Source organism: Bradyrhizobium sp. (assembly GCF_047605465.1).
Lineage (GTDB): Bacteria > Pseudomonadota > Alphaproteobacteria > Rhizobiales > Xanthobacteraceae > Bradyrhizobium.
Map to the genome: position 1 here is coordinate 349,009 of NZ_JASGFS010000002.1, position 25,175 is coordinate 374,183.

Below are 25,175 nucleotides of genomic sequence, written 5' to 3' on the forward strand. Positions count from 1 at the left end.
ATGCGCTTCATCGAAACCTGGATTCCGGCAACGCTCGTCTCGACGCGCGATCTAGCCCCCGGCATCCGCGAATTCCTGATCCTGCCGGACCGGTTCGACGGCGCCGCCTATCCGGTCGGCAGCCACATCAATGTCAGCGTCACGATCGACGGCCTGCCGGAGACGCGGTCGTATTCGCTGGTCGGCGAGGCCTTGCCGGGCGGCTTCCGCATCGCGGTGCGCCGCGCCGCGGATTCCCGCGGCGGCTCGCGCTACATGTGGCAGCTGGCTCCGGGCGCGCGGCTCGACGTCACGCGGCCGGCATCGCTGCTCGCGGTCGACTGGACGCGCCGGCATTACTGCCTCATTGCCGGTGGCATCGGCATCACCCCGATCCTCGGCGCGACGCAGGCGCTGGCGCGGCGCGGGGCCGATGTCACCCTGCACTACGCCGTGCGCTCGCGCAGCGAGGCCGCCTATCTCGACGATCTCGCCAATCTGCTCGGCGACCGCCTGGTGGTCCATGCGCGCGACGAAGGCCGCCGGCTCGATCTCGCAGCGCTGTTCGCATCATTGCCGCAGGACGCATTGGCGCTGTTCTGCGGCCCGATGCCGATGCTGGACGCCGCGCGCCACGCCTGGATCGGCGCCGGCCATCCGCTTCCCGATCTCCGCTACGAGACGTTCGGGTCCAGCGGTTCGCTCCCGACCGAGACGTTCCGGGTGCGCCTGAAGAATTCCGATGTCGAGCTCGAAATCCCGCGCGAGCGTTCGATGCTGGATGTGCTCAATGCCAGCGGCCATGACGTGATGTATGACTGCAAGCGCGGCGAGTGCGGTCTGTGCGCCATCGACGTGGTCGATGTCGACGGCGAGATCGATCATCGTGACGTCTTCTTCAGCGATCACCAGAAGCAAAGCAACGAGAAGATCTGCGCCTGCGTCTCCCGCGCCCGCGGCACCATCACCGTGGACACGCTGCTGCGCGCGGATGCGATCTGAGGTGCGCGCGGCGCTGCCGGGCTTCGCGGGGAGCGACGCCGCAACGCACTGCGTCTCTCGATGCACGGCCGAAGTCTCGACCGGAACGAGAGCCTCATCCTGAGGAGCCCGCTGAAGGTCGGCGTCTCGAAGGATGGCCGCGGAACGGTTACGCCGCGTAGATGGTCCGCGGCTTCTTCGTCTCCAGCAGCGCGAGCACGGCGTCTGCCGAGACCGGCCGGCTGATCAGATAGCCCTGCGCCTCGTCGCAATGGGTCTGGCGCAGATATTCGAGCTGGTCGCTGGTCTCGACGCCTTCCGCGACGACGCCGATGTTCAGGTCGCGCGCGAGCGAGATCACCGATTTCACGATCGCGGCGCAGTCCGGCTGCGCCAGCATGTCGCGAATGAAGGACTGGTCGATCTTGATCCGGCTGAACGGCAGCTTGCGCAAGTAAGTGAGCGAGGAGAAGCCCGTTCCGAAATCGTCGAGCGCGACCGTGACGCCGAGCTGTAGCAGCGCGCTCAGGATCGAGGCGGCCGAGCCGTATTTCGACAGCAGCATCGATTCGGTGATCTCGATCTCCAGCCGCCGCGGGGTCACCTTCGCATCGGCCAGCGCCTGGACGATGCTCTGGAGCACTGCGGTGTTGTGAAACTGCGCCGCGGAGAAATTGACTGCGACCCTGATCTCCTCGGGCCAGTCGGCCAGCGTCGCGCAGGCGCACCGGACCACCCATTCCCCGATCTCGTGAATCAGCCCGGTCTCTTCGGCGATCGGGATGAACTCGCTCGGCGGCACCAGTCCGCGTGTGGGATGCTGCCAGCGCAGCAGGGCCTCGAACCCGGTGATGCGGTTGCCGCCGAGATCGAGGAAGGGCTGGAACACCAGGAACAGCTCGTTCCGCGCGATCGCGCCTGCGAGGTCCGATTGGAGCGCCTTGCGGTCGCGGGACGAGCGGTCGTCGCTGGCCTCGAAGAAGCAGACCGTGCCCGGTCCCGCCTTTTTTGCGCGATAGAGCGCGGCATCGGCATTCTTCATGACGTCGAGGGGCGTGTTGCCGTCGCGCGGTGCCAGCACGATGCCGACGCTGGTCGCGCCGATGATCGCGCGGCCCTCGATCAGGAACGGTTCGGTGAAGGCCGCGACGAAACGATCGGCGATTTCGAGCGCGTCTTCGGGCCGTGCCAGATTGGACATCACCAGCGCGAATTCGTCGCCGCCGATGCGCGCGACATGCTCGGCCGCGCGCGTGCAGCGCTGCAGCCGGCCGGCGACCTGGACCAGGAATTCGTCGCCCGCGGGGTGGCCGAACTTGTCGTTGACCTCCTTGAAGCGATCGAGGTCGAGCAGGAGCACGGCGAATTCCTCGCCGGAGAGGGCGAGCCGCTTCAGCGCGGCATCGAGCGTCTCGTTGAAGGCGATGCGGTTGGGCAGAAGGGTCAGGGGATCCTGCCGCACGGTCCGTTCGGCCTCGACCTGCCGCATCACGCGCCGCGCGAACGAGAGCGCGTTGATGAAGACGCCGCGCAGCAGCACGCTTCCATAGACCAAGACGAGGAAGGCGATCAGCAGGAAGGCGAGCTCGCCGCTCTTGCTGAGGCAAATGGCGATCCCGACGAAGATGGGGGCGGTGAACGCGATGGCGGCGATCGGAATGGTGGCGAACGCGAGCGCGCCGCCGGCCAGCATTCCCGAGCACAGGCAGGTGATGACGAGCTGGCCGCCGGTGGAAGCATCCGCGAAGAAGGCGACGGGAACGATGCCCCAGGCGGTGCCGAGAACGAAGGCGTTGCGCACCAGCCGGTGCATCGCACGGCGGGAGACGAATTGCGGCTTGGTGATGCGGCGAGCGGCGTGGGATCGCATGCCGAACACGATCGCGGCGACGGCGACCGTGACGGCCCAGATCAGCGCGAAGATGCGGTGGGGCGATTGCCACAGCGCGATGGCGAGCACGGTGGCGTTGCAGGCATTGGCAAGCATGATGCCGACGGAATAGCCGAGCACCAGCGACATCTGCTCGGCGCGGATATGGCCGGCCATGGCTTCGTCCGTCGCGGGTCCGCCGAAGGCGGACAGATCGCCGGCGAACAGCCGCGCGAAATAGGTGGTCGGTCGGGTCCGCATTCCAGGGCCTGCAGCAGGGGGGCCGTTTGGTCCGGCTCGGCCAGGAGAGTTCGCCGCAAACCTTTGACGAACTATGAATTATTCCGGCTGCCGCAGTTCTGCCCGACCACTTCGGCGTGTTCCCGACGCCGTATCGATAACAAATCGATACAAATGCCTGAGCCGCTGGGAATGATGGCGGTCCGTCACGCTTCGCGAAGGCGGAACCTTCAGCAGGCCGCGCCGCCGGCGCATCGCATCACTTTGTCCAAGCGGAAGATCGCGCGGTCAAGCCGATGGCGGCAGCGGTGGCTTTGGCCGTCATCGTCCCAGTTGCTTCGGGTCGTAGTAGAATCGCTCCTCGATCAGCTTGTCGCCGTGCCAGGTCTGCCACGCGATCTCCTCTAGCGTCCGCGCGACGCCCTCGGCATTGGTGAAGGTGAAGGTCCAGCGTGTGGCGACATTGTCGCCTTCGATCAGGCTCGGCCCGACGCGCACGGCCTTGACCTGGCTGGAAGCCGCTAGCACGCCGCGCTCCTTGGCAATGAGCTTGTCGCGCCCGACCGTCGGGGCGGCGTTGTTCTCGTAGGTCGCGGCGTCGGTCGTGCAGAACTGCTCGATCGCCCCGATGAAATCTCCGGCTTCCAGCCGCTGCGCGAAGGCTTCGACGATGTCACGGCTCGGCATGGTTGATCTCCGATAAAACCGACTGATGGTCGGTAAATACCGACCGACGGTCGAAAAGTCAATTGGCGGCATGGCTCGAATCCGACTACACCGGATCCATGGCAAAGCAGGCGGAGCGGCGGGCGGCGACGCGTGAGGCGATCCTGACGGCGGCGCGCCGCCTGTTCGGGACCCGCGGCTTCGCCGTCACGACCGTGGACGAGATCGCCGAAGGGGCCGGCGTCGCCAAGGGCGCCGTCTACCATCACTTTAAGACCAAGGAAGCGGTGTTCGAGGCCGTGTTCGACGACGTCTCGCGCGACCTTGTCGCCGAGATCGACAGCGCCGCGCGCGCCGAGAAGGACGTGCTTGCCGCCATGGTCGCCGGCACCCAGCATTACTTCGCCGCCACCGCCAAGGGTCCGACCGGACAGATCATCCTGCGCGATGGTCCGGCCGTGCTCGGCTGGGAGCGCTGGCGCGAGATCGACGCCAGGCATTTCGGCGGCAAGCTGCCGCGCGCGGTCGCCGCCGCCATGGAAGCCGGCCTGATCGCGCGCCAGCCGGTCGAGCCGCTGGCGCGGCTGCTGCTCGGCGCGGTGACGGAGGCGGCGGTCGCCTGCGCCGGGCGCGCCGATATCGCAAGGGCGGGTACGGAATATGCCCGTGCGTTCAGGTCGCTGGTCGAGGCGCTGCGCTTGCGCGCATGATTTGTGCTAATTCATCCAACGGAAACGCCCATCGCAAAAAGAAGACTGGCAGGCCATGACCGCAAATTCCACCCTCGCGCCGTCCGATCCCGAATTCGACTACATCATCGTCGGCGCCGGCTCCGCCGGCTGCGTGCTCGCCAACCGCCTCTCCGCGGATGGCCGGCACAAGGTGCTGCTGCTCGAGGCGGGGCCGAAGGATTCCAACATCTGGATCCACGTGCCGCTCGGCTACGGCAAGCTGTTCAAGGAGAAGACGGTCAACTGGATGTATCAGACCGAGCCGGAGCCCGAGCTCAAGGGCCGCCAGGTGTTCCAGCCGCGCGGCAAGACGCTGGGCGGATCGAGCTCGATCAACGGCCTGCTCTATGTCCGCGGACAGCACGAGGACTACGACCGCTGGCGCCAGCGCGGCAACGCCGGTTGGGGCTACGACGACGTGCTGCCCTATTTCAAGAAGGCCGAGAACCAGTCGCGCGGCGCCGACCAGTATCACGGCACGAGCGGTCCGCTCCCGGTCTCCAACATGGTCCTGACCGATCCGCTGTCGAAAGCCTTCATCGATGCGGCGGTCGAGACCGGTCTGCCCTACAATCCCGACTTCAACGGCGCCAAGCAGGAAGGCGTCGGCCTGTTCCAGACCACCACGCGCAACGGTCGCCGCGCTTCGACGGCGGTGGCCTATCTCGGCCCCGCCAAGACGCGCGCCAATCTCACGGTCGAGACCTCCGCGCTCGGCCAGCGCGTGCTGTTCGAGGGCCGCCGTGCGGTCGGCGTCGAATATCGGCAGGGCGCGACCGTGCGCCGCGCCCGCGCGCGCAAGGAGGTCGTGCTGTCGAGCGGCGCCTACAACTCGCCGCAGCTTCTCCAGCTCTCCGGCGTCGGCCCTGCCGACCTCCTGCGCAAGCACGGCATCGACGTGGTGCTCGACGCGCAAGGCGTCGGCCACGACCTTCAGGATCACATGCAGGTTCGCGTCGTGATGCGCTGCTCGCAGAAGATCACGCTGAACGACACCGTCAATCATCCGATCCGCCGTACCCTTGCCGGTGCGCGCTATGCGCTGTTCCGCCAGGGCTGGCTGACGATTGCGGCCGGCACGGCGGGCGCGTTCTTCAAGACCAATCCGCGCCTGGCGTCGCCCGACATCCAGGTCCACTTCCTGCCGTTCTCGACCGACAAGATGGGCGAGAAGCTGCACGATTTCTCCGGGTTCACCGCGTCGATATGCCAGCTTCGCCCCGAGAGCCGTGGTTCGCTGCGCATCAGGAGCGCCGACCCGACCGTGCCGCCGGAGATCCGGATCAACTACATGTCGACCGAGACCGACCGCACCACCAACGTCGAGGGCCTGAAGATCCTGCGCAGGATCCTGAATGCGCCGGCGCTGAAGCCGTTCGTGGTCAGCGAGTACGATCCCGGGGCGAAGGTATCCACGGACGCCGAGCTGCTGGATTACTGTCGCGAACGCGGCAGCACCATCTACCACCCGACCTCGACCTGTCGTATGGGCAATGATGCGCTCGCGGTGGTCGATCAGCGCCTGAAGGTGAGAGGGCTCGACGGCCTTCGCGTCGTCGACGGCTCGATCATGCCGGACCTCGTGTCGGGCAACACCAATGCGCCGATCATCATGATCGCCGAAAAGGCCTCCGACATGATATTGGAGGATGCGCGCTAGCGCATGATCCGGACCCGAAGGGTTGCGTTCGAGAGAAATGGGAGCCGGTTTTCCGAAGATCATGCTCCCGCAAACGATGCGCGTTGAAAGGACGAAGACTTGGCTACTCGACTGAGGATCGGCACCCGCAAGAGCGCGATGGCGCTGGCACAGACGGAGGAGATCGCGCGCCGCCTGACCGCAGCCGTGCCCGGTCTCGACGTCGAGATCGTCAAGTTCGACACCACCGGCGATCTCGACCAGACCAGCAAGCTGTTGCCTCACGGCGGCAAGGGCGGCGCTTTCGTGGCGCAGATCCGCGCCGCCGTGCTCGCGGGCGACTTGCAGGCGGCGATGCATTCGCTCAAGGACATGCCGGGCAACGAGGACACGCCGGGCCTCGTCATCGGCGCGACCCTGTCGCGCGATCCGCCGACCGATGCGCTGGTGCTGCGCGAGGGCGTGACGCTGGAGGCGCTGCGCCGGTCGCGCGGCAAGGGCTTCAAGATCGGCACCAACGCCGTGCGCCGTGCCGCCTATGCGCGGCGGCTGTTTCCGGACGTGGAGGTCATCCACTTCCGCGGCGCCGCCGACACGCGCGTGCGCAAGCTCGACCACGGCGAGAAGCAGCGGCTGCCGGACGGCGGCGAGGCGGGTCCGGCCGATGCGCTCATCATGGCTCGCTCGGGGCTCGACCGCGTCGGTCTCGCCAGCCGCATCGCGCATGAATTCTCCGCGGCCGAGATGTTGCCGGCGGCGGGGCAGGGCATCGTCGCGGTCGAATGCGCGGCGCAGGACTGGGCAACGCGGCAGATCCTTGCGTCGATCGACGATCAGGCCGCGCGTGCCTCCGCCGATGCCGAGCGCGAGGTGCTGTGGGTGCTGAACGGCCACTGCAATTCGCCGGTCGCCGGTTTTTCGACGATCGAGGGTGACCTCATGTCGCTCACCGCATCCGTGCTCGACCTCTCCGGCAACACCATCATCGAGGCCTCGCGCACAGGCCCGGCCGATCGGCCGCGCGAACTCGGCCGTGCGGTGGGACTGGATCTGCTGACGAAGGGCGCCGCCGAGATCATCGAGCGCAGCCGGCCGCGCTAGACCTCTGCCGAATGACGATCGGCGCGATGATGTCATCGTGCGCCTGTTTTGCCCGACATGTCAAACGCCGGCGCGGCGGGGCCGTCAGTCCGTGCCGGACGAAATTCGTCAAGGATTCGTACTGTGCATGGGGTTGTTCTCGCGATTTTTGTCGAGCGCCCTGATGATCCCGCAACTCATGGTTCGAGATGCGCCGCAAGCGGCGCTCCTCACCATGCGGATCGAAGGCGTGACCGCGACCACGACCTCATCCTGAAGAACCCGCCAAAGGCGGGCGTCTCGAATGATGGCCGCAAGGAAGCCGGCGTATCCGCTAGCCCCGCACGCGCTTCAGCATCTGCTCGACATGGGCGATCGGCGTTTCCGGCTGGATGCCGTGGCCGAGATTGAAGATCAGCCGGCCCTGGCCGAAATTCGCCAGCACGTCGTCGACCGCGCGGTCGAGCGCGGCGCCGCCGGTGATCAGCGCCAGCGGATCGAGATTGCCCTGCACGGCGACGCGGGTCTGCACGCGTTCGCGGATGAAGGCCGGTTCGGCGGTCCAGTCCATGCTGACGGCGTTGACGCCGGTCGCCTCGACATAGCCGGGAAGCTGCGCGCCGGCTCCGCGCGGAAAACCGATGATCTTCGCATGCGGCACCTTGGCGCGCACGCCTTCCACGATGCGACGTGTCGGTTCGACCGACCAGCGCGCGAACTCGGCGGGAGGCAATACGCCCGCCCAGGTGTCGAAGATCTGCAGCGCGTCGGCACCGGCATCGAGCTGCGCGAGCAGATATTCGATCGAGTTCTCGACCAGCACGTCGATGATTTTCGCAAACGGGTCCGGATGCCGGTAGGCCATCATCCGCGCCGGCGCCTGGTCGGGCGTGCCGTGGCCCGCGACCATGTAGGTCGCGACCGTCCACGGTGCGCCGCAGAAGCCGATCAGCGCGACCTTGGGATCGAGCGCGGCGCGCACCAGGCGCAGGGCTTCGAACACGGGCGCGAGCTTGCCGAAATCGGCGTGCGGCGCCAGCGTCGCGACCTTGGCCGGATCATCCAGCGGCTCGAGCCGCGGACCCTCGCCGACCTCGAAGCGCACCGAGCGGCCGAGCGCGTAGGGGATCACGAGGATGTCGGAGAAGATGATCGCTGCGTCGAAGCCGAACCGGCGGATCGGCTGCAGCGTGACCTCGGCGGCAAGCTCCGGATTGAAGCAGAGATCGAGGAAGCCGCCGGCCTTGGCGCGTACCTCGCGATATTCCGGCAGATAGCGGCCGGCCTGCCGCATCATCCAGACCGGCGGGATGGCTTGCCGCTGGCCGGAGAGCACGTCGATGAAGGGCTTTGTCGCAGACTGGGGCACGAGACATCCTGATGCGGAATTGAGGTTCCTGATACACCGCCGAGGGCCCCAGCGGAACAGGGGAACCAGCGCAAATGCGCCGCGTTGACCAGCCAACGGAGGAGGATTCCATGGCAGAGACGTTCAATCCCGCGCCGCACGACAAGCACGCCGACGATCTGCGCGAAGCGCTCGCGGCCGATCGCCACGCCAAGCTCGACACCGGACTGGAAGACACCTTTCCGGCATCCGATCCCGTGAGCGCCGCCCAGCCGACGCCGTCGAAGGCCGATGCCGACGCCGGCAATCCCTCGCTCTGGGACAAGGTTAAGCAGATCTTCAGCTAGCGCGCGGGCGCCGGTTTCCGATAAGCCCGATAACGCATTGTTAGCGATCCGCGGACCTTGGCGTCAGTAGGAGTACGGGAAAACCCGTAAATACTTACGAATCCGCCCGGGCGCTTCAGGGTTCCATAACAGAAGCAGCGGAATTTCCGGCGATCGGAGATTCCGTCGCATGAACGTCGCTTCACAGAGAGCCGGATGGAGCCGTCTGCCCTTGCGGGCGGCGGCTTTCGTCGTGCTGACCTGTGCGACCATCCTCGGCGTCAGCGGCTGGCGCGAGTGGGCCGCGCGCGACGCGGTGCTCAGGGGTGCCGAGACCGAGATGGCCAACGTGGCGCGCTCGCTCACCCAGCATGCCGAGGACAGCCTCGATCTGCTCGATTCCGGCGTCGTCGGCGTCGTCAGCCGCCTGGAGATGGACGGCACCGATCCGGCCACCATCGTCAAGCTGCGCAACCTCCTGGAAGTGCGCAAGAAGGCGATGGAGCGCGTGCACAGCCTCGCCATCATCGACGATAAGGGCAATTGGCTGACCGCGCCGGGGACGATCGCCTCGACGCTCAGCGACGATGCGTTCTTCCGTCACCACCAGCTCTCGACCAAGCGCGATGCCTATGTCGGCCATCCCGTGAAGAGCCTGCTCGACGGCGAATGGGTCGTGACCCTGTCACGCCGCTTCAACAAGACGGACGGCAGTTTCGGCGGCGTGGTGCTCGCGACCATCAGCTCCAGATATCTTTCGCATTTCTACCAGCAGTTCGAGATCGGCCGTAACAGCTCGGTGACGCTGATGTACGGCGACGGCATGATCATCGCCCGCAACCCGAGCAACGACACGTTCGTCGGCCGCAGCGTCGGCGATACGCCGCTGTTCCGCGATGCGAGCCTGCAGCGGGCGGGTGGAGCCTATCATTTCAAGTCGCCGCTGGACGGCGCCGAGCGCGTCAGCTTCTTCAAGCGCAGCAGCCGTTACCCGCTCGTCCTGCTCGCGACCGTCGACAAGGAGGAGCTGCTTGCGCCGTGGAAGGCGGCGGCGATCTCCCGCATGCTCTACGTGCTCGCGCTGGTCATGCTGATCGCGGTCATCGGCGCCGTGCTGGTCCGCCAGCTGCAGCGGGGGCAGCGGATGGCCGCGGCACTCGTCGAGAAGGAAGCGCATTTCCGTCTGCTCGCCGAGGGCTCCAGCGACATGGTGACCCGGATCGGGCTGGACGAGCGCCTGCGCTATGTTTCGCCGTCGTCGATCCGCGTCGTCGGGTGGCGCGCCAATCAGCTCATCGGCACGCCCGCGCTCGCGGGCGTCAATCCGGAAGACCTTCCGCATGTCCAGGCGGTCGTCGACGCCATGAAGCGCGGCGAGACGGAGGAAGCCCGGGTCACCTATCGCAACGCGCACGGCAAGACCAACGAGGTCTGGCTCGAATCCACCATGCGGGTGACGCGCAAGGGCAACGGCAGCGTCGAGGGCGTGGTCGCGATCTCGCGCGACATCACCGAGCAGAAGAAGCTGGAGACGAGGCTCGAGACGCTGGCGATCGAGGACAGCCTCACCGGGCTCGCCAACCGCCGCCGCTTCGACGAACGGCTGAAGGAGGAATGGGCGCGCGCCTACCGCGACCGTTCGAGCCTCGCTTTGCTGATGATCGACGTCGATCACTTCAAGGCCTACAACGATGAATACGGCCACCCCGCGGGCGATGCCTGCCTGCGGGTGGTCGCCAAGATCATTGCAGCCGAGATGCAGCGCGCGGGCGATCTGGCGGCCAGATATGGCGGCGAGGAATTCGCCATGCTGCTGCCGAACACCGATGCCGCGGGATGCGCCCGGATCGGCGAGCATATCCGCAGGGCGATCCGCGAGGCGGGGCTGGTCCACACCTCCAACCACGAATCCGGCTGCGTCACCGCTTCGTTCGGCGGAGCGGCCTGCCGCCCGGCGTTCGAGCGCACGGCGGGAGTGGGACTGCTGGTCGAGGCCGCCGATCGGGCGCTCTACGCCGCCAAGGAGGCCGGGCGCGACCGCCTGGTGATGGCGGGCGAGGTGACCCACCTGATGCCCAAGGTCTCGGGGCTGTAACATCGCCCGGCGCGGGAGCGATCATGTCCCGGACGCGGCGCAGCGAGAGGCGATACAGCGCTGAGCCCCGGCACGAGAGCATCAGTAATGCGGGGGCTGCTCGTTGGCGGGCCCTGGCGCATTCGCTTCGGCTTCCTGCAACCGCTCGGTCAGTTCCGCGATCTTCCGCGACAGCGCATCGATCTGCTTCCATTGTGCGGTGATGGTCTGGTTCAGCGTTTCGACGGTGTCGTCCTGATAGGCGAGGCGCGCCTCCAGCGTGTCGATACGCTCGCTCAGCGTCTTGATGTCACTCGTCACGTGTTGCGTCCTTGTCCCGTTCGCGCAGCCCGTGGCCGAGCGCGACGCGCTCGTCGAACACGAAGCATTCGCCGCGCCAGCGGCTCTGCGCCTCCGGCACCTGTTCCAGATATTTGAGGATGCCGCCCTTGAGGTGATAGACCTCGGTGAAGCCGCGCGCGAGTAGATGCGCGCTCGCCTTCTCGCAGCGGATGCCGCCGGTGCAGAACATCGCGATCTTGCGATGCCTCGTTGGATCGAGCCGTTGCGCGGCAAAATCCTTGAACTGGCCGAAGCTTCCGATGCCGGGATCGACCGCGCCCTCGAACGTCCCCATAGCGACCTCGAAGGCGTTGCGGGTGTCGAGCACCAGCGTATCCGGCGCCTCGATCAGCGCGTTCCATTCGGCCGCGTCGACATAGGTGCCGACCCGGCGCGTGGGATCGGCGGCTTCGTCGCCGAGCGTGACGATCTCCTTCTTCAGCCGCACCTTGAGCCGTCCGAACGGCATCGCGTCGCTGGTCGAGAATTTGAGCTCGAGATTGTCGAGCCTGTCGCCGAACAGTCCGCCGGGACCGAGCGCGCGGACGAACGCGTCGATCGCTTCGGGCAGACCCGCGATCGTGCCGTTGATGCCTTCCTGGGCCAGCAGGATGCTGCCCTTCAGCGCGAGCTCGGCGCAGAGCGCGCGCAACGGCTCCCGCAGCGCGCGATGGTCGGGCAGCGCGGCGAATTGGTAGAAGGCGGCGACCTTGTAAGTGGCGACCTTGTAAGTCATGGCGCCCGTTTAGCAGGGGGCAGGCGCCTGGAAAACCCGCCATGGGCAAGTCCGCGCCGGTCCCGATGCGCCCGGCGGATGGCAGCCATTTCCCTGGTATGCCAGGCATTGCCCCGCGGGGCTGGATTGTGTCATGTAGGCCCGGTTTTCGAGACGGCGCGGTATGCGCCGCCGGCCTGAGAGAGCAAGATCCGCATGAGAAACTTCCATTTCCCCGGCAGGTCCACCGTCCACGCCACCAACGCGATGGTGGCGACCTCGCATCCGCAGGCGTCGCTCGCCGCGATCGAGGTGCTGCGCGAGGGCGGCACCGCAGTGGACGCGGCGGTGGCGGGGTCGGCGCTGCTCGGGGTGATCGAGCCGCAATCGACCGGCATCGGCGGCGACTGCTTCGCGCTGATCCAGCCGCGCGGCGAGGGCAAGATCATCGCCTATAACGGCTCCGGCCGCGCGCCGAAGGCGGCGAACGCCGACTGGTATCTCGAGCGCAAGATCAATTCCGTGCCGCTGACCTCGGCACATGCCGTCTCGATCCCCGGCGTGATCGACGCCTTCGCTACGGTGCTGCGCGATCACGGCAAGTTCGGCTTCGACCGGCTGCTGCAACCCGCGATCAAGGCCGCGGAAGAAGGCTACGTCGTCGCTCCGCGCATCGCCTTCGACTGGAAGAACCAGTTCGAGAAGCTGAAGAACGGCACCAACACCGTGCGTTATCTCCTGCCGCACGGCAAGCCGCCGGTGGCCGGCGACGTCATCCGCCAGGCCGAACTCGGCAAGACGCTGCGCGCGATCGCCAAGGACGGCCGCGATGCCTTCTACAAGGGCGCGATCGCGGAGGACATGGTCGAGACCCTGCGCGGAATCGGCGGCCTGCACAAGCTCGACGATTTCGCAGCCCACACCACCGAAGTGACGACGCCGATCGGCACCATGTACAAGGGCTACGACCTCTGGCAGTGCCCGCCGAACGGGCCGGGCGTCACCGCGCTGCTGATGCTGAACATCCTGTCGCGTTTCGACCTGACCAAGTTCGCGCCGCTGAGCGTCGAGCGCTTCCATCTCGAGGCGGAAGCCGCGCGTATCGCCTACATGAACCGCGAGATGCATGTCGCCGACCCCGATCACATGAAGATCAACGTCGCCGAGATGCTCGCCAAGGGCTTCGCCGACGACTACATCGGCAAGATCCGCCTCGACGGCATGCTCGACCTGCCGAACGTCGCCCCGCCGATGAATCCCTCGACCATCTACATCACGGTCGTGGACAAGGACCGCAACGTCTGCTCGTTCATCAACTCGGTCGCGCACTCCTTCGGTTCGGCGATCGTCTCCGACAAGACCGGCGTGCTGCTCCAGAACCGCGCCGGCGGTTTCCGCATCCAGCCCGGCCATCCCAACTGCATCGAGGGCGGAAAGCGTCCGCTGCACACCATCATGCCGGGCCTCCTGACCAAGGGCGGCCGGTCGGTGATGCCGTTCGCGGTGATGGGCGGGCAGTATCAGCCGGTCGGGCAGACCCATGTGCTCACCAACATCCTCGACTATGGCTGCGACGTGCAGGAGGCGATCGACATGCCGCGCGGCCTGCACTACGAGGGCCAGTACCAGCTCGAGGACAGCGTGCCGGCTGCGATCGTCGAAGGCCTGAAGAAGCTCGGCCACAAGACCACCAGCGTGGTCAGTCCGCTCGGCGGTGCCCAGGCGATCTGGATCGATTGGGACAAGGGGACGCTCACCGGCGGTTCCGACCCGCGCAAGGACGGCTGCGCGCTCGGCTATTGATCGACGCGCGAGGGCTGGAAACGGCATCCTCGTTGCGCTAGACACCTCCCGCCTCAAACGGAAGGTGTCTTATGCAGCGTTTCCAACGCATGCTCCTCGCCATCATGTCGGCTCTCGCGATCACCGTGATCGGTGGCGTGTCCGGCTTTGTTTCCACCACGGCCTCGGCCCAGACCGCAGGAAAGACCATGACCACAGCTTCAGGCTTGCAGACCATCGACAGCGTCGTCGGCACCGGCGCTTCGCCAAAGCCCGGCCAGATTTGCGTGATGCACTACACCGGCTGGCTCTACGAGAACGGCCAGAAGGGCAAGAAATTCGACAGCTCGGTCGATCGCAACGAGCCGTTCGAGTTTCCGATCGGCAAGGGTCGCGTGATCGCCGGCTGGGACGAGGGCGTTGCCAGCATGAAGGTCGGCGGCAAGCGCACGCTGATCATCCCGCCGCAGCTCGGTTACGGCGCGCGCGGCGCCGGCGGCGTGATCCCACCGAACGCGACTTTGATGTTCGACGTGGAATTGCTCGCGGTGAAGTGACCGCGCTTCTTCCCGAAACAAAAAGACCGGCCGCAAGGCCGGTCTTTTCGCTTCTCGGTACAGTGCTGTTACTCGGCCGCGCGACGCGCAGCGGCCGCTGCGCGATCGATCGCTTCCTTCGCGGCGTCCTTGGCATCGCCCATGGCCTGCTGGCCCTTGCCCTTCACCTCCTGGATCGCGCCTTCGCCCTTCAGGCGATCGGAGCCGGTGGCTTCGCCGATACCCTGCTTGGCCTTGCCGATCGCCTCGTTGGCGGCGCCCTTGATCTTGTCGCTCGTGCTACCCATGAAACTCTCCTTCCGGTTTGCTCGCGAAGACAACGTCCGGCAGCTGCCCGGGTTCCGATTTTGGTATGGCTTGCGGCTGCGGCTTTGGGGTAATTTGCGAGGCACGGAACCAGCAGAAAGCAAGATCAATGACCGGTCATGACCACACGCATTCCCACCATGCACACGATCATGACGATCGCTGGAAACATGACGGCGTGCGCGTCATTCCCGGCAACCAGCTCGATACCAACGTGCCGTCGACGGCGGGCATGGACCGCGCGGCCGCCATCAATTTCGCGCGCGTCGGCGCGCAGAAGCTGTGGGCAGGCACCGTCAGCATCAAGCCCGATGCCAAGACGGGCGCGCACCACCACGGCCATCTCGAAAGCGTCATCTACGTCGTGAAGGGCAAGGCCCGGATGCGCTGGGGCGAGAGCCTGCAATTCACCGCCGAGGCGGGTCCGGGCGATTTCATCTTCGTGCCGCCTTACGTGCCGCACCAGGAGATCAATGCCAGCCGCGACGAGGTGCTGGAATGCGTGCTGGTGCGCAGCGACGGCGAGGCTGTCGCGATCAATCTGGACATCGAGCCGGTCGAGAAGCCCGAAACGGTGCTGTGGATCGATCCCGTCCATAGGGATCCCAACGAGAAGAAATAGGCTGGGTTGCGCGAGGGGCGGCGTGACCGCCCCTCGCAACCGGCGGCCCAAAAAAATATTCCGGAAGCGATGTCGGATGGCGGCCCAGCCGTCCGTCCTTGGGCAGAACCCCGCCCAAGGAGCTTTCGATGCCCAGGATGATCTTCGTCAATCTGCCGGTGACCGACCTCAAGCGCGCGACCTCGTTCTACGAGGCGATCGGTGCGACCAGGAACCCGCAATTCAGCGACGACACGGCGAGTTGCATGGTCTTCTCCGAGACCATCTACGTGATGCTGACGACCCACGAGAAATTCCGCCACTTCACGCCGAAGCCGATCGCCGATGCGAAGACGACGAACCAGGCGCTGTTCTGCCTGTCCGCCGACAGCCGCAAGGAGGTCGACGAGATCGTCGGCAAGGCCTCGGCTGCGGGCGGCGTCGCCGATCCCAGCCCGATCGACGAGTATGATTTCATGTACGGCCGCAGCTTCGAGGATCCGGACGGTCATATGTGGGGCGTGAACTGGCTGGACATGGCGGCCGTGCCGCCGAAGCCCGCCGCGGCGAATGCCTGATTGAACCCAGAGAGGAGCATTCACATGGCCAAGGTCGTGCCCTGCATGTGGTTCAACGGCGATGCCGAGGACGCCGCGAAGTTCTACGTCTCGCTCGTTCCGAATTCGGAGATCACGCACGTTCAGCGCAATGTTTCGGACAATCCGTCCGGCAAGGAAGGCTCCGTGCTCGTCGTCGAGTTCACGGTGGCCGGACAGCCGCTGGTCGCGCTCAATGGCGGGATGAAGATGGAATACACACACGCGCTCTCGCTCATGATCCATTGCGACGATCAGGCCCAGGTCGACAGCGTCTGGAATGCGTTCCTCGCTCATGGGGGCAGTGAAGGACAGTGCGGCTGGCTCAGGGATCGCTACGGCGTGTCCTGGCAGGTGGTGCCGAAGGTGATGTTCGAGTTCCTGTCGAGCCCGGACAGGGCGGCGGCCGGACGTGCCATGCAGGCCATGATGAAGATGGTCAAGCTGGACGTGGACGTCTTGCGCCGTGCATTCGAGGGCAAGTCGGCGGCGTGAGGCGGCCTGCTCCCGTCACGCCGATCGTCATCGCTCCGGGCGATCCGGCAGCCGGAGAAAGCGATGAGATGCGGAGAGCTGCGGCGTACCGGATGCCCCGCCTTCGCGGGGCATGACCGGCGAGGTCGGCGCGACCGCGCCCACCTCGCTAATAACTGACCCGTAACCCCACGCCGCCGTGGATGGTGTTGCCGACGGGCTGCGGGCCCAGCGTGCCGTTGAGGAAGAGGTCGGCGATCCAGCCCTTGGTGAGCCGGAAGCCGAGCCGGCCGCCATATTCGAACCAGCCCTGATTGCCCATGGTCGGGACCACCGTGCCGTCACCGGTCACGGTGGCGACGATCCCGCTATGGGCTGCGAACGACTGCACCCAGCCGCCATTGATGTTGGTTTCGAGATTGCTGCCGAAGAGATGGGTCCACTGGCCGCCGATCTTGACCAGGCTGGTGCGGTCGGTCCCGGTCGCGATGGTGGCGTCGAACGGGTTGAAGGCCGCCGCGCTGTCCGCATAACCCGACACGCGCTGCCAGAGTTGCCAGACCTCGACCGAGGCCGCCACCTCGTCGCGCGGTGACAGGCGGCTCATCCAGCCGGCGCGGCCGTAGACCGCATAGTTCGAACTGTTGGTCGCGCTCGTCACGCTCACCGGCCCGAGGCTGGTGTCGTAGCCGCGGGTGTAGCGTACCTTCTCCCACGGCGTCAGGATCGTGCCGACGTCGAAGAACGGGCGCGACGAGCCCCAATCGGTGAAGTCGTAACGCAGCGCCAAAGCTCCGATCGGTGCGCTCGTGACGTTGTAGCCGCCCTCGCTGTACTGCGTGTAGGCGATGCCGGCGAGCAGCGACAGATTGTTGGTCAGTTGCTTGCGGCCGTGGATGCCGGCCGAGAACGAGCCGGCCGAACCGAACGCGCTGACGCAGTCGCTGCAATTGACCTGCTCGTTGACGCCGAGCAGCACCGTCCCGAGCACGCGGTTGGTGATCATCTGGTTGAAGCGCTGATCGGCGAGGCCGCCGATCGAGTTGCCGCTGGAATTCGCACCCGTCGGCGTGGGGGTCGGAATCGGGCTCGGAGAGGGGCTCGGCGAGGGTGATGGAGACGGACTCGGCGATGGCGACTGGGCCGCGGCCGGATGGATATCGAACACGACCGGCGCGATCGCAGCCGTCAGTGTCAGCGCGCAGGCGAGGATGATGCGCTTGATGTTCAATGGCCGCATCGTCAGCGCCCGCACAGCATGCCGTCGTCATTGACGGCGGGCGTGATGGTCGGCGAAGCGTCGGCATATTGGTTCACGGCGCAGAGGCCCGCGCTCGCGGCGCAGTTCGCCGCGAAGGTCCAGGGCGGCGTGTTGGTCCGGCTGATGCCGACCCTGCCGCCGGTGGAGGTGATGACCGCGGTGTCGCCGGGCTGCGTGAGCTGCACGCACTGGACGTTCAGCGTGCAGACGCTGGCCGCGCCTTCCTGCAGCACGACGACGGAACGTCCGCGCTGCGAGAGAATGTCGAGCGTGGTGCCGCGCACGCCGATCGTGGCGAGCGGCGTCGTGATCTTGTAGGCGGTCTTGTCGGAATGTCCGGTGACGAAGCGGAACGCGCCGGTGGTCATGCGGATCGCGACGTCGCGATAGCTGTGCTCGTCGTTGAAGACGGTGCGATCGAGCTTGAGCGTCGCGCTCGGCCCGAGCGACAGGTTGGTGCTGTCGGCCATGACGAAGCGCGCCGCGCTGTCGGCGCCGGTGCGCACGGTCTCGTCGCGCAGCATGCTGTCGCCGACTTTGATCTGCGTCGCGGCCGTCGCGACGCGCACCACTTCGTTCTGGATGAGAACCGCTTCGCCGACGCGCGTCTGCGCCTGGGCTTCAGGCGCCGTGCACAAAGCGGCCGACAGCAGTGCAGGCAAAAACAGGAGACGTAAATTCATTCCATAACCAATCAATGTGTCCCTTGACCCTAGCGGATCACGCGCGATTGCGATGTGGCGGAATTATCACAAGCGATGCAGGACGCACGTTATGCTTAGTGACAGCCGCGATGGAATGCGTTCAATGAGCCGCGCGATAATTTTCCCCCGCGGTGACGCAGATTTGCCACGCAACATAGCTCCGCAGCGATCGTTCAAATTGTCTGAAGTTCCGCAGGTGTCGCGGAGCGCAGTGATCGCTGTCGTGATTTTCCTGATCGCGCATCTCGCGCTGCTGATCGGCCTGACGGCGTCGGAGAAGTTCGTCTTCGACGAGGTGCACTACGTGCCGGCCGCGCGACAAATGCTCGCACCGGCGATGTCGCAGCCGATGCTCAATCCAATGCATCCGCCGCTGGCGAAGGAGCTGATCGCGACGTCGATCGCCGTCTTCGGCGACAGCGCGCTGGGCTGGCGCTATCCGTCGGCGCTGTTCGGCGCGCTTGCCATCGTGGCGATCTATCTCTGCGGTCTCGCACTGTTCTCAACGCAGGCGCCCGCGATCGCGGCCGCATTCGTCGCGGCCTTCAACCAGATGCTCTACGTGCAGGCGCGCATCGCCATGCTCGACATCTTCGCGCTCGGCTTCGGCCTGCTCGCGATCGCCGCGTTCATGCACGGCTTTCGAAGAGAGCGGCCGCATGCGTTGTTCGCACTCGCGGGCAGCCTGTTCGGGCTCGCCGCGGCATGCAAATGGAGCGGCCTGTTTCCGGCCGGCGTCTGCATCGTCGTCATCGCGGCGATCCGCCTGCTGCAGGGCTGGCGCACGCTGTTCGCCGACGCGAGGCCGGGCGACTGGTATCGGCCGGACCTCTGGCCCGACTTCAGGTGGTACCATTTCGCGCTCTGCTTCGTCGCGTTGCCGGTGGTCACCTATCTGGCCACCTTCATCCCGCTCCATGGATTGTCGCTGCCGGACCTGATCGAGGCGCAGCGGCGGATCTTCGCCGACAACACGACGACGGCAATCGCCGGTCACACCTACATGAGTTCGTGGCCGTCCTGGCCCTTGCTCGCGCGTCCGGTCTGGTTCCTGTTCGACAAGACGGACGACGACCACATCGCGGCAATCGTGTTTCTCGGCAATCCCCTGGTGCTATGGCCGGCGCTGCCCGCGCTCGCGCTGGTGCTGCGCGATTTCATCGTCGGGCGCCGGTGGGATGCGTTCCTGATCGCCGCGTTCTATTTCGGCTCCTGGCTCGCCTGGGCGCTGCTGCCGCGTACGCTTGGCTTCATCTATTATTATCTGCCGGCCGCGACGATCGCCTCGCTCGCGCCCGTCTACGTCTTGCGCAGGGATGGGCTGCCGCGCTGGCTGCTCTGGGCCTATGTCGGCGTCGCCGCCATCGGCTTCGTGACGATGTTGCCGATCTCGGCGGCGTTCGTCGGCACGTCGATGCAGACATTCAACCGGCTGATGCTGTTCCAGAGCTGGATCTGAGGCCGGTCAGAACCTGAACCAGGGAATCCTGTTCCAGACGACGTGGCTGCGATAGATGTGCGGCCAGTAGACCGGGAAGGGCTGCCAATAGGCGTAGCGGCGGTGATGGCGCTGAGCGGTCCGCTTCGGCGCCGTCCGCGGTGCGGGCTCGCTCGATGCCTGCGGAGCGGCGGGTTCGGCCGATTTCGGCACGATCGCCGGGCGCGGTACGCTCGTCGGGGGTTGTGCTGGTTGCGTGGCCTGCGCCGGCTCCGCGGGCGCGGCGGTCGTTGCGGCGGGCGTGTCGTCGGCGCGGGCCGGCAGAGCTGAAGCCGTCAAGAAAAGCGTGGCGGCGGCGATTCCCAAAGCATGCATCTTCATGTGAGCTGCCCTTTCCAATATTCGATGACGCCGCGCGGACGCGCGCGGCGCTCGCGCAATCATGCGAGATCGGCAATATGTCCGGAAGCGTGTGCCGCCCGCCATTGGTGCGGCGGGCGGCGCGCTGATGCGACGATCACTTCGACGCGGTCTTGGTGTCCATGTTGACGACCTGGACGCGGCGATTGACCGGGTCGGCGCCGTTGGCGGTGTCCTTCAGCTTGGTCTTGCCGTACCCGACGGTGACGAGATCGGTGCCGTTGAGGCCGTAGTTCTGCACCAGGTACTTCTTGATCGTGTCGGCGCGCCGTTCCGACAGTCCCTGGTTGTACTCTTCGCCGCCGACCGCATCGGTGTGGCCGGCGACCACGAAGGTCGAGCCCTTGAGCGCGGGATCGGACAGCGCCTTGCCGAGCGCCTGCACCGACGGGACCGAGGTCTTGGCGATGTCGGCCGAGTTGTAATCGAACTGGATCTCCAGATCGATGTTCGGCTTGGTCGCCGCGATCTCGGAGATCTGTTCGCGTTCGCCGGTCGAGAGCGACCGCGTCTGCCGGTTGCGCACGGTGTTCAGGAACGTCGCTTCCTTGGCCTGGGCGGTCGGGTCGGCCTGCGGTCCGACGGAGAGGCCGCGGGTCAGCGGCTTCGGCTTCAGCGCGTCCAGGATCTGATTGGCGGAGACGTTGTTGTCGCCGGCCAGAGCCAGGCCCGCCGTCATCGTCAGCGCGGCCGAGAGAGCAACGATCTTCAGTCCAAATAATCTATCAAAACGGGTCATTGTCGTATCCTCGCTGTTGCGCCCGATGGCGATTTGATGCTGCGAGCATAGGGCTGGTTCAAACACCCTGATGTGATCTTGATCACGCTGGAAACACGCGCCGGATTTTAGCCCCCGGACCGGAAGGTGCCAATCACCGGCGTACCCCGGTCGCGGCCCGAACAGCGATCGACGCGATGTCGTCGTGTGGGGTTCATGTCGCCAGAGGCCTTGCGTGATCCAGATCACATTCTTGTCTTTCCGAAGAGACCACAGTGCGGCCATCGGATCGGTCGCGGGTGGTTCGCCGGCTGATCCAGGGATCTGGGGAGAAAGACCATGCGTTTCCTGATCGCGGCAATGTCTCTCGCAGCCTTCGTCTTCAGCGGCAACGCGGCGCTCGCGGACAAGCGTGTCGCCTTCGTGGTCGGCAATTCCGCCTATACCAACGTGCCGCAGCTTCCCAATCCCGCGATCGACGCCAAGTCGATGGCCCGGGTGCTGCGCAATGTCGGCTTCGAGGTGGTCGAGGGCGCCAACCTCACCCGCGACGCCATGACCGCGAAGCTTCTCGAATTCGGCAAGAAGAGCGAAGGCGCCGATGTCGCGCTGTTCTTCTATGCCGGCCACGGCATCGCGGTGAACGGCACCAACTATCTGCTGCCGATCGATGCGGATCTGAAATCCGAGATGGACGTCAAACTCGGCGCGGCGATCAATGTCGATACCACGCTGGAGCAGACCATGGGCGATGCCAAGGTCAAGCTGGTGTTCCTCGATGCCTGCCGCGACAATCCGTTTGCCGCCAAGATCCGCTCGGCCAGGGCGACGCGGTCGGTGACCGTGGCGAGCGGCCTTGCCGAGATGAAGTCGGGCGAGGGAACCCTGATCGCCTTCGCGACCGGCCCCGGCCAAACCGCGCTCGACGGCGAAGCCGGCACCAACAGCCCGTTCACCCGCGCGCTGATCGCCAACATCGCCCAGCCCGGCCTCGAGATCCAGCAGGCGATGACCAAGGTGCGCGCCCAGGTCAACGACGAGACCAGCAAGGCCCAACTGCCCTGGGGCCACACCAACCTCACCGGCACGGTCTATCTCAATCCGGCCGCTGCGGCCGCGTCGGATGCGACCGCGACGGTGGCCGTCGCCCAGGCCGGTGAAGTCGAGCTCGAATTCTGGCGCTCGATCAAGGACACCAACAAGGTCGAGGAACTCAACGCCTATCTCACCAACTATCCGAACGGCACCTTCAAGGCGCTGGCACTCGCCCGCATCGCGGCGATCCAGGACGGTCCGTCCACCACGACGCGCAATCTCACCGTTGGTATCGACCCCGCGACCTTCACGGACGATGCCGACCAGATCTCCGAGGACCAGATCGGTCTCGACAAGGGCCAGCGCCGCGACGTGCAGCGCCGCCTCACCGGCCTCGGCTTCGACATCAAGGCGACCGGCAAGTTCGACGACGAGACCCGCTCCGTGATCAAGCGCTGGCAGGCCGCGCGCGGTTATCCCGCGACCGGTTATCTCAACAAGCTCCAGCACAAGGCGATGCAGTCCGAGATCGTGTCCACCCGTGTCGCTTCGTCCGATGTCTCCGACGACGAGCCGGTCCGGCATCGGTCCTCCGGCGGCGGCCGCCGGGCTCGCGGCGGTGGCGGCGGGATGGGTGGCCCCGGTGCTCTCTTCGGCCACATGATGGGCGGCCTGTTCCACCGCTGATGCAACGAACCGCACGATGCGAAGCGGCCCGGCGGGGGCCGCTTCTGCATTGGAAACCTCCGCACATCGATCGTCGCAAAGCTGTCTAGGCTCGGCCCGGCTGCGAACAAGAAATCGGCCAGATGCGCGCCTAGCAGACGACGTCAGTCGAAGATCGCAAGCGAAGGGAGCCGAGTTCCATCCAGTGCCGAGGCCAAGTGACTACCAGCTCTATCGCAGTGGCCAGCCGGATCGGACTGTGTTCCTGAACTCGATGCCGATCTACATCGGCGCGGCGATGATCGCGGTGGCGATCCTGCTGTCGACCCTGATCACGGGAGTGACCAGCCGCTACGTCGGCATTGACGGGCCCAACGACGAGAACATGTGGCTGGTCGATCGCCTCACCGGCAACGTCTACCGCTGCCAGGCGGAGGGACGGGGCAGGGCATCCTGCGAGCCGGACGTGGCGACCGGCAGCGTCGGGGAGCGCCCAAAAGCCGCACACTGAACCAGCGAAAGTCGCATCACCTTCGCGGCCCTGTCTCAGAACGATGAATACTGCCCCGGCCGGCATCAGGCCGGCGTCGTTTTCCCTGAGGAGGAAACTTGATGAAGACCCTGTTGCTCGCCGCGTCGTTCGTTGCACTCGCTCTGTCTCCGGCATCGGCCGCCAAGATCTCGTGCACCAGCGCCAACATGGCGAAGCTCGTCGTCGGCATGGGCGGCGAAGACACGCCGGGCAAGATCGCGGCCAGGAAGGCGATGGCCTCGGCCAATTCCGACATGAGCAAAGGCAACATGCGCGGCGCCTGCAAGCACTACATCAACGCCGAGAAGGCGATGGCGATGAAGTAGGCTCCGGCCGCATCATCGGGCCGCGCTGTCAGCAGTTGGCAGCGTGGCCTTTTCTTGTGGCGCTCCCTCGCCGTCTCCTTTTCCCGGGCGCGAATCCCACTACATTGCTTCCCGCAATGTCACGCGCGCCCAAACCGCTTCCGCTCACCACGACGCAGGCCCGGCAGATCTGGCTGCATGCCCAGCGGCTGGACGTCCGCGCCCCGTTCGGGGAGGGCGCGCGGGCCGTGGCGGATGCGATCGCTCATCTCGGCTATGTGCAGATCGACACCATCAACGTGATCGAGCGCTGCCACCACCACATCCTCTTCAGCCGCATTCCGTCCTATCGCCGTGCCGACCTGCGCCACGCCCAGAGCGTCGACAAGAGCGTCTTCGAATACTGGACGCATGCGCTCTCCTACGTGCCGGCGAGCGACTTCCGCTTCTTCCTGCCGGCGATGCGCGAGCACCGCCGCGAGGGCCACAAATGGTACGCCTCGGTCACGCCGGCGGACATGCGCAAGGTGATGCGGCTGCTGCGCGCCGGCCCGCTGACGATCCGGGACATCGAGGATGACGTGCTCACCGAGAAGGAGCATCTGTGGCAGAGCCGCAAGCCCTCGAAGCGGGCGCTGCAACTCGCCTTCTACACCGGCGTTGCGACCGTCAGCGAACGTCAGGGCATGCTCAAGACCTATGAGCTGATGGCGCGCCATTTCGGCTGGGACAAGCTGCCGAAGCCGGCTCCGGCGAGGGACATCACGGCCTATCTGCTCGACCGCGCGCTGCGGTCGCAGGGCGCCGTCAGCCTCGATTCGATCTGCCATCTCGACGCGCCCAGCAAGAAGGCGGTCGCCGGCCTGATCGCCTCGCGAGTCCGTCGCGGCGAGCTCGTGCCGGTCGCGATCGACGGGGCCGGCAAGCAGGCGCATTGGGCGACCCCTGCCGCGCTGGAAGCGGGCGAGGTGCCGCCCGATCTCGTCCACATCCTCTCGCCCTTCGATCCCCTGATCATCCAGCGCAAGCGCACCAATCTCATCTTCGGCTACAATCATCTGTTCGAGGCCTATGTGCCGAAGGCCAAGCGCAAGCTCGGCTATTTCGCGCTTCCGGTGCTGGTCGGCGACGAGATCGTCGCCGCGCTCGACCTCAAGACCGACCGGCAGGCCCGGAAGCTGCTGATGCAGAAATGGACCTGGGTCGGCAACGGCAGGAAGACGGCGGGGCGCAAGGAGCTCAAGCGGGCGATCGAAGACGAGCTCGATCGTTTCGAGCGGTTTCAGCTGGCGGAGTGAGTCGGCTTTCGCCAGGTACGTTAGGCTAGCCGCCCCTGCGCAGTTCGACGAAACGGTCGATCCAGACGCCGACCAGAATTCCGATCGCATAGGCCGCCAGATTCCACAGCGAAAAGATGCGCCCCAACAGCAGCGCGCCGGCCGTCGTCAGCCGGAACGCATCGAGCCAGGGCGCGTGCGCCAGCCTGGAGAACTCGACCACGACCGCAATCATCATGGCGATGGCGGCAATCTGGGTCCGCGTCAGCCGCGGCAGCAAGACCCCGACCAGCAGAAACACCATCGTAGCCCACAGCAGCGAGCCGCCATACTTCACGACGAAGGCCGGAAGCCCGAGCGGAAACCCGTACCAGCGCAGCGACAGCCCGCAGACGATCACGACCGCCGCCAGCCCGGCGCGGATCAGCGACCTCTGTCGCGGCGCAATGGGTTTGACCGGCTGCGCACCGTGCATTGCTTGCTCCATTGACTCTTTGCCCGCGATGCTCAAA

The 25,175-nt window shown here is 66.0% G+C and carries 27 protein-coding genes; 16 read left to right on the top strand and 11 right to left on the bottom strand.

The window, feature by feature from the left end; translation table 11 throughout:
* On the top strand, positions 1 to 981 hold the full coding sequence (locus QM712_RS03470) for a PDR/VanB family oxidoreductase (protein ID WP_415021642.1): 981 nt from the start codon (positions 1 to 3) through the stop codon (positions 979 to 981).
* A gap of 148 nt (positions 982 to 1,129) precedes the next feature.
* Here the strand turns inward: QM712_RS03470 and QM712_RS03475 are convergent, their stop codons facing one another.
* Both QM712_RS03475 and QM712_RS03480 read right to left on the bottom strand, forming a co-directional pair.
* Positions 1,130 to 3,091 carry a putative bifunctional diguanylate cyclase/phosphodiesterase gene (locus tag QM712_RS03475; RefSeq protein WP_415021643.1) on the bottom strand — a complete coding sequence of 654 codons (1,962 nt, stop codon included), beginning with the start codon at positions 3,089 to 3,091 and terminating at the stop codon, positions 1,130 to 1,132.
* Positions 3,092 to 3,391: 300 nt separating this feature from the next.
* Positions 3,392 to 3,757 carry a nuclear transport factor 2 family protein gene (locus QM712_RS03480; RefSeq protein ID WP_415021644.1) on the bottom strand — a complete coding sequence of 122 codons (366 nt, stop codon included), beginning with the start codon at positions 3,755 to 3,757 and terminating at the stop codon, positions 3,392 to 3,394.
* A gap of 98 nt (positions 3,758 to 3,855) precedes the next feature.
* Between QM712_RS03480 and QM712_RS03485 the strand changes: the two genes are divergently transcribed.
* From QM712_RS03485 to hemC, 3 genes are all read left to right on the top strand, one after another.
* Positions 3,856 to 4,446: a TetR/AcrR family transcriptional regulator gene (locus QM712_RS03485; RefSeq protein WP_415021691.1), complete on the top strand. Its 591-nt coding sequence runs from the start codon at positions 3,856 to 3,858 to the stop codon at positions 4,444 to 4,446.
* A 55-nt stretch (positions 4,447 to 4,501) separates the two neighbouring features.
* Complete coding sequence (locus QM712_RS03490; RefSeq protein WP_415021645.1) at positions 4,502 to 6,127, top strand: GMC family oxidoreductase; 1,626 nt, start codon at positions 4,502 to 4,504, stop codon at positions 6,125 to 6,127.
* Between the two features lie 99 nt (positions 6,128 to 6,226).
* The gene (hemC, locus tag QM712_RS03495; RefSeq protein ID WP_415021646.1) at positions 6,227 to 7,207 is read left to right on the top strand and encodes a hydroxymethylbilane synthase; all 981 of its coding nucleotides are present in this window, start codon (positions 6,227 to 6,229) and stop codon (positions 7,205 to 7,207) included.
* Positions 7,208 to 7,520: 313 nt separating this feature from the next.
* Here hemC and hemE read toward each other — a convergent pair whose 3' ends face one another.
* Positions 7,521 to 8,555 carry a uroporphyrinogen decarboxylase gene (hemE, locus tag QM712_RS03500; RefSeq protein WP_415021647.1) on the bottom strand — a complete coding sequence of 345 codons (1,035 nt, stop codon included), beginning with the start codon at positions 8,553 to 8,555 and terminating at the stop codon, positions 7,521 to 7,523.
* A 110-nt stretch (positions 8,556 to 8,665) separates the two neighbouring features.
* On the opposite strand from hemE, the gene QM712_RS03505 reads away from it, so the two are divergent.
* Positions 8,666 to 8,881 (top strand): hypothetical protein, encoded by a 216-nt coding sequence (locus QM712_RS03505; protein ID WP_415021648.1) that lies wholly within the window; start codon positions 8,666 to 8,668, stop codon positions 8,879 to 8,881.
* Positions 8,882 to 9,050: 169 nt separating this feature from the next.
* Positions 9,051 to 10,955 carry a diguanylate cyclase domain-containing protein gene (locus QM712_RS03510; protein ID WP_415021649.1) on the top strand — a complete coding sequence of 635 codons (1,905 nt, stop codon included), beginning with the start codon at positions 9,051 to 9,053 and terminating at the stop codon, positions 10,953 to 10,955.
* Positions 10,956 to 11,036: 81 nt separating this feature from the next.
* Here QM712_RS03510 and QM712_RS03515 read toward each other — a convergent pair whose 3' ends face one another.
* Both QM712_RS03515 and QM712_RS03520 read right to left on the bottom strand, forming a co-directional pair.
* Positions 11,037 to 11,255 (bottom strand): SlyX family protein, encoded by a 219-nt coding sequence (locus QM712_RS03515; RefSeq protein ID WP_415021650.1) that lies wholly within the window; start codon positions 11,253 to 11,255, stop codon positions 11,037 to 11,039.
* Positions 11,245 to 12,012 carry a rhodanese-related sulfurtransferase gene (locus tag QM712_RS03520; protein WP_415021651.1) on the bottom strand — a complete coding sequence of 256 codons (768 nt, stop codon included), beginning with the start codon at positions 12,010 to 12,012 and terminating at the stop codon, positions 11,245 to 11,247. The genes QM712_RS03515 and QM712_RS03520 overlap by 11 nt, the downstream gene beginning before the upstream one ends.
* 195 nt (positions 12,013 to 12,207) lie before the next feature.
* Between QM712_RS03520 and ggt the strand changes: the two genes are divergently transcribed.
* Positions 12,208 to 13,794, top strand: a complete 1,587-nt coding sequence (ggt, locus tag QM712_RS03525; protein WP_415021652.1) for a gamma-glutamyltransferase — start codon at positions 12,208 to 12,210, stop codon at positions 13,792 to 13,794.
* Between the two features lie 71 nt (positions 13,795 to 13,865).
* Positions 13,866 to 14,330, top strand: coding sequence for an FKBP-type peptidyl-prolyl cis-trans isomerase (locus QM712_RS03530; protein WP_415021653.1), 465 nt, complete (start codon positions 13,866 to 13,868; stop codon positions 14,328 to 14,330).
* Positions 14,331 to 14,398: 68 nt separating this feature from the next.
* On the opposite strand, the gene QM712_RS03535 is transcribed toward QM712_RS03530, so the two are convergent.
* A complete protein-coding gene (locus tag QM712_RS03535) occupies positions 14,399 to 14,617 on the bottom strand; it encodes a CsbD family protein (protein WP_415021654.1) in 219 nt (72 codons plus the stop codon).
* A 128-nt stretch (positions 14,618 to 14,745) separates the two neighbouring features.
* Here QM712_RS03535 and QM712_RS03540 point away from each other — a divergent pair, with 128 nt between their 5' ends.
* The 3 genes from QM712_RS03540 to QM712_RS03550 all read left to right on the top strand — a co-directional run bounded on the left by QM712_RS03540 (position 14,746) and on the right by QM712_RS03550 (position 16,328).
* Positions 14,746 to 15,258: a cupin domain-containing protein gene (locus QM712_RS03540; RefSeq protein WP_415021655.1), complete on the top strand. Its 513-nt coding sequence runs from the start codon at positions 14,746 to 14,748 to the stop codon at positions 15,256 to 15,258.
* 128 nt (positions 15,259 to 15,386) lie between these two features.
* The gene (locus QM712_RS03545) at positions 15,387 to 15,815 is read left to right on the top strand and encodes a VOC family protein (RefSeq protein WP_415021656.1); all 429 of its coding nucleotides are present in this window, start codon (positions 15,387 to 15,389) and stop codon (positions 15,813 to 15,815) included.
* Positions 15,816 to 15,839: 24 nt separating this feature from the next.
* On the top strand, positions 15,840 to 16,328 hold the full coding sequence (locus tag QM712_RS03550; RefSeq protein ID WP_415021657.1) for a VOC family protein: 489 nt from the start codon (positions 15,840 to 15,842) through the stop codon (positions 16,326 to 16,328).
* A gap of 148 nt (positions 16,329 to 16,476) precedes the next feature.
* Here QM712_RS03550 and QM712_RS03555 read toward each other — a convergent pair whose 3' ends face one another.
* A complete protein-coding gene (locus QM712_RS03555; RefSeq protein ID WP_415021658.1) occupies positions 16,477 to 17,547 on the bottom strand; it encodes a hypothetical protein in 1,071 nt (356 codons plus the stop codon).
* A 2-nt stretch (positions 17,548 to 17,549) separates the two neighbouring features.
* The gene (locus tag QM712_RS03560) at positions 17,550 to 18,251 is read right to left on the bottom strand and encodes a FecR domain-containing protein (protein WP_415021659.1); all 702 of its coding nucleotides are present in this window, start codon (positions 18,249 to 18,251) and stop codon (positions 17,550 to 17,552) included.
* A gap of 52 nt (positions 18,252 to 18,303) precedes the next feature.
* On the opposite strand from QM712_RS03560, the gene QM712_RS03565 reads away from it, so the two are divergent.
* On the top strand, positions 18,304 to 19,731 hold the full coding sequence (locus tag QM712_RS03565) for a phospholipid carrier-dependent glycosyltransferase (RefSeq protein ID WP_415021660.1): 1,428 nt from the start codon (positions 18,304 to 18,306) through the stop codon (positions 19,729 to 19,731).
* A 6-nt stretch (positions 19,732 to 19,737) separates the two neighbouring features.
* Here QM712_RS03565 and QM712_RS03570 read toward each other — a convergent pair whose 3' ends face one another.
* Complete coding sequence (locus QM712_RS03570; protein WP_415021661.1) at positions 19,738 to 20,091, bottom strand: hypothetical protein; 354 nt, start codon at positions 20,089 to 20,091, stop codon at positions 19,738 to 19,740.
* A gap of 136 nt (positions 20,092 to 20,227) precedes the next feature.
* Entirely contained in the window at positions 20,228 to 20,869 is a 642-nt protein-coding gene (locus QM712_RS03575; protein WP_415021662.1) for an OmpA family protein, read from the bottom strand.
* Between the two features lie 318 nt (positions 20,870 to 21,187).
* On the opposite strand from QM712_RS03575, the gene QM712_RS03580 reads away from it, so the two are divergent.
* The 4 genes from QM712_RS03580 (at position 21,188) to QM712_RS03595 (ending at position 24,684) form a co-directional block, all read left to right on the top strand.
* Complete coding sequence (locus QM712_RS03580) at positions 21,188 to 22,570, top strand: caspase family protein (RefSeq protein ID WP_415021663.1); 1,383 nt, start codon at positions 21,188 to 21,190, stop codon at positions 22,568 to 22,570.
* 253 nt (positions 22,571 to 22,823) lie between these two features.
* Positions 22,824 to 23,060, top strand: coding sequence for a hypothetical protein (locus QM712_RS03585; RefSeq protein ID WP_415021692.1), 237 nt, complete (start codon positions 22,824 to 22,826; stop codon positions 23,058 to 23,060).
* Positions 23,061 to 23,161: 101 nt separating this feature from the next.
* The gene (locus QM712_RS03590) at positions 23,162 to 23,407 is read left to right on the top strand and encodes a hypothetical protein (protein ID WP_415021664.1); all 246 of its coding nucleotides are present in this window, start codon (positions 23,162 to 23,164) and stop codon (positions 23,405 to 23,407) included.
* Positions 23,408 to 23,523: 116 nt separating this feature from the next.
* Positions 23,524 to 24,684, top strand: a complete 1,161-nt coding sequence (locus tag QM712_RS03595) for a winged helix-turn-helix domain-containing protein (protein WP_415021665.1) — start codon at positions 23,524 to 23,526, stop codon at positions 24,682 to 24,684.
* A 25-nt stretch (positions 24,685 to 24,709) separates the two neighbouring features.
* Here QM712_RS03595 and QM712_RS03600 read toward each other — a convergent pair whose 3' ends face one another.
* Positions 24,710 to 25,138: a DUF2809 domain-containing protein gene (locus tag QM712_RS03600; RefSeq protein ID WP_415021666.1), complete on the bottom strand. Its 429-nt coding sequence runs from the start codon at positions 25,136 to 25,138 to the stop codon at positions 24,710 to 24,712.
* Positions 25,139 to 25,175 lie beyond the last annotated feature (37 nt).

Excerpts from the sequence above, each read along its gene's own strand:
- QM712_RS03470 (WP_415021642.1), top strand. The coding sequence starts at position 1 with ATGCGCTTCATCGAAACCTGGATTCCGGCAACGCTCGTCTCGACGCGC.
- QM712_RS03475 (WP_415021643.1), bottom strand. The coding sequence starts at position 3,091 with ATGCGGACCCGACCGACCACCTATTTCGCGCGGCTGTTCGCCGGCGAT.
- QM712_RS03480 (WP_415021644.1), bottom strand. The coding sequence starts at position 3,757 with ATGCCGAGCCGTGACATCGTCGAAGCCTTCGCGCAGCGGCTGGAAGCC.
- QM712_RS03485 (WP_415021691.1), top strand. The coding sequence starts at position 3,856 with ATGGCAAAGCAGGCGGAGCGGCGGGCGGCGACGCGTGAGGCGATCCTG.
- QM712_RS03490 (WP_415021645.1), top strand. The coding sequence starts at position 4,502 with ATGACCGCAAATTCCACCCTCGCGCCGTCCGATCCCGAATTCGACTAC.
- QM712_RS03505 (WP_415021648.1), top strand. The coding sequence starts at position 8,666 with ATGGCAGAGACGTTCAATCCCGCGCCGCACGACAAGCACGCCGACGAT.
- QM712_RS03510 (WP_415021649.1), top strand. The coding sequence starts at position 9,051 with ATGAACGTCGCTTCACAGAGAGCCGGATGGAGCCGTCTGCCCTTGCGG.
- QM712_RS03520 (WP_415021651.1), bottom strand. The coding sequence starts at position 12,012 with ATGACTTACAAGGTCGCCACTTACAAGGTCGCCGCCTTCTACCAATTC.
- ggt (WP_415021652.1), top strand. The coding sequence starts at position 12,208 with ATGAGAAACTTCCATTTCCCCGGCAGGTCCACCGTCCACGCCACCAAC.
- QM712_RS03530 (WP_415021653.1), top strand. The coding sequence starts at position 13,866 with ATGCAGCGTTTCCAACGCATGCTCCTCGCCATCATGTCGGCTCTCGCG.
- QM712_RS03535 (WP_415021654.1), bottom strand. The coding sequence starts at position 14,617 with ATGGGTAGCACGAGCGACAAGATCAAGGGCGCCGCCAACGAGGCGATC.
- QM712_RS03540 (WP_415021655.1), top strand. The coding sequence starts at position 14,746 with ATGACCGGTCATGACCACACGCATTCCCACCATGCACACGATCATGAC.
- QM712_RS03545 (WP_415021656.1), top strand. The coding sequence starts at position 15,387 with ATGCCCAGGATGATCTTCGTCAATCTGCCGGTGACCGACCTCAAGCGC.
- QM712_RS03550 (WP_415021657.1), top strand. The coding sequence starts at position 15,840 with ATGGCCAAGGTCGTGCCCTGCATGTGGTTCAACGGCGATGCCGAGGAC.
- QM712_RS03555 (WP_415021658.1), bottom strand. The coding sequence starts at position 17,547 with ATGCGGCCATTGAACATCAAGCGCATCATCCTCGCCTGCGCGCTGACA.
- QM712_RS03560 (WP_415021659.1), bottom strand. The coding sequence starts at position 18,251 with ATGAATTTACGTCTCCTGTTTTTGCCTGCACTGCTGTCGGCCGCTTTG.
- QM712_RS03565 (WP_415021660.1), top strand. The coding sequence starts at position 18,304 with ATGTGGCGGAATTATCACAAGCGATGCAGGACGCACGTTATGCTTAGT.
- QM712_RS03570 (WP_415021661.1), bottom strand. The coding sequence starts at position 20,091 with ATGAAGATGCATGCTTTGGGAATCGCCGCCGCCACGCTTTTCTTGACG.
- QM712_RS03575 (WP_415021662.1), bottom strand. The coding sequence starts at position 20,869 with ATGACCCGTTTTGATAGATTATTTGGACTGAAGATCGTTGCTCTCTCG.
- QM712_RS03580 (WP_415021663.1), top strand. The coding sequence starts at position 21,188 with ATGCGTTTCCTGATCGCGGCAATGTCTCTCGCAGCCTTCGTCTTCAGC.
- QM712_RS03585 (WP_415021692.1), top strand. The coding sequence starts at position 22,824 with ATGCCGATCTACATCGGCGCGGCGATGATCGCGGTGGCGATCCTGCTG.
- QM712_RS03590 (WP_415021664.1), top strand. The coding sequence starts at position 23,162 with ATGAAGACCCTGTTGCTCGCCGCGTCGTTCGTTGCACTCGCTCTGTCT.
- QM712_RS03595 (WP_415021665.1), top strand. The coding sequence starts at position 23,524 with ATGTCACGCGCGCCCAAACCGCTTCCGCTCACCACGACGCAGGCCCGG.
- QM712_RS03600 (WP_415021666.1), bottom strand. The coding sequence starts at position 25,138 with ATGCACGGTGCGCAGCCGGTCAAACCCATTGCGCCGCGACAGAGGTCG.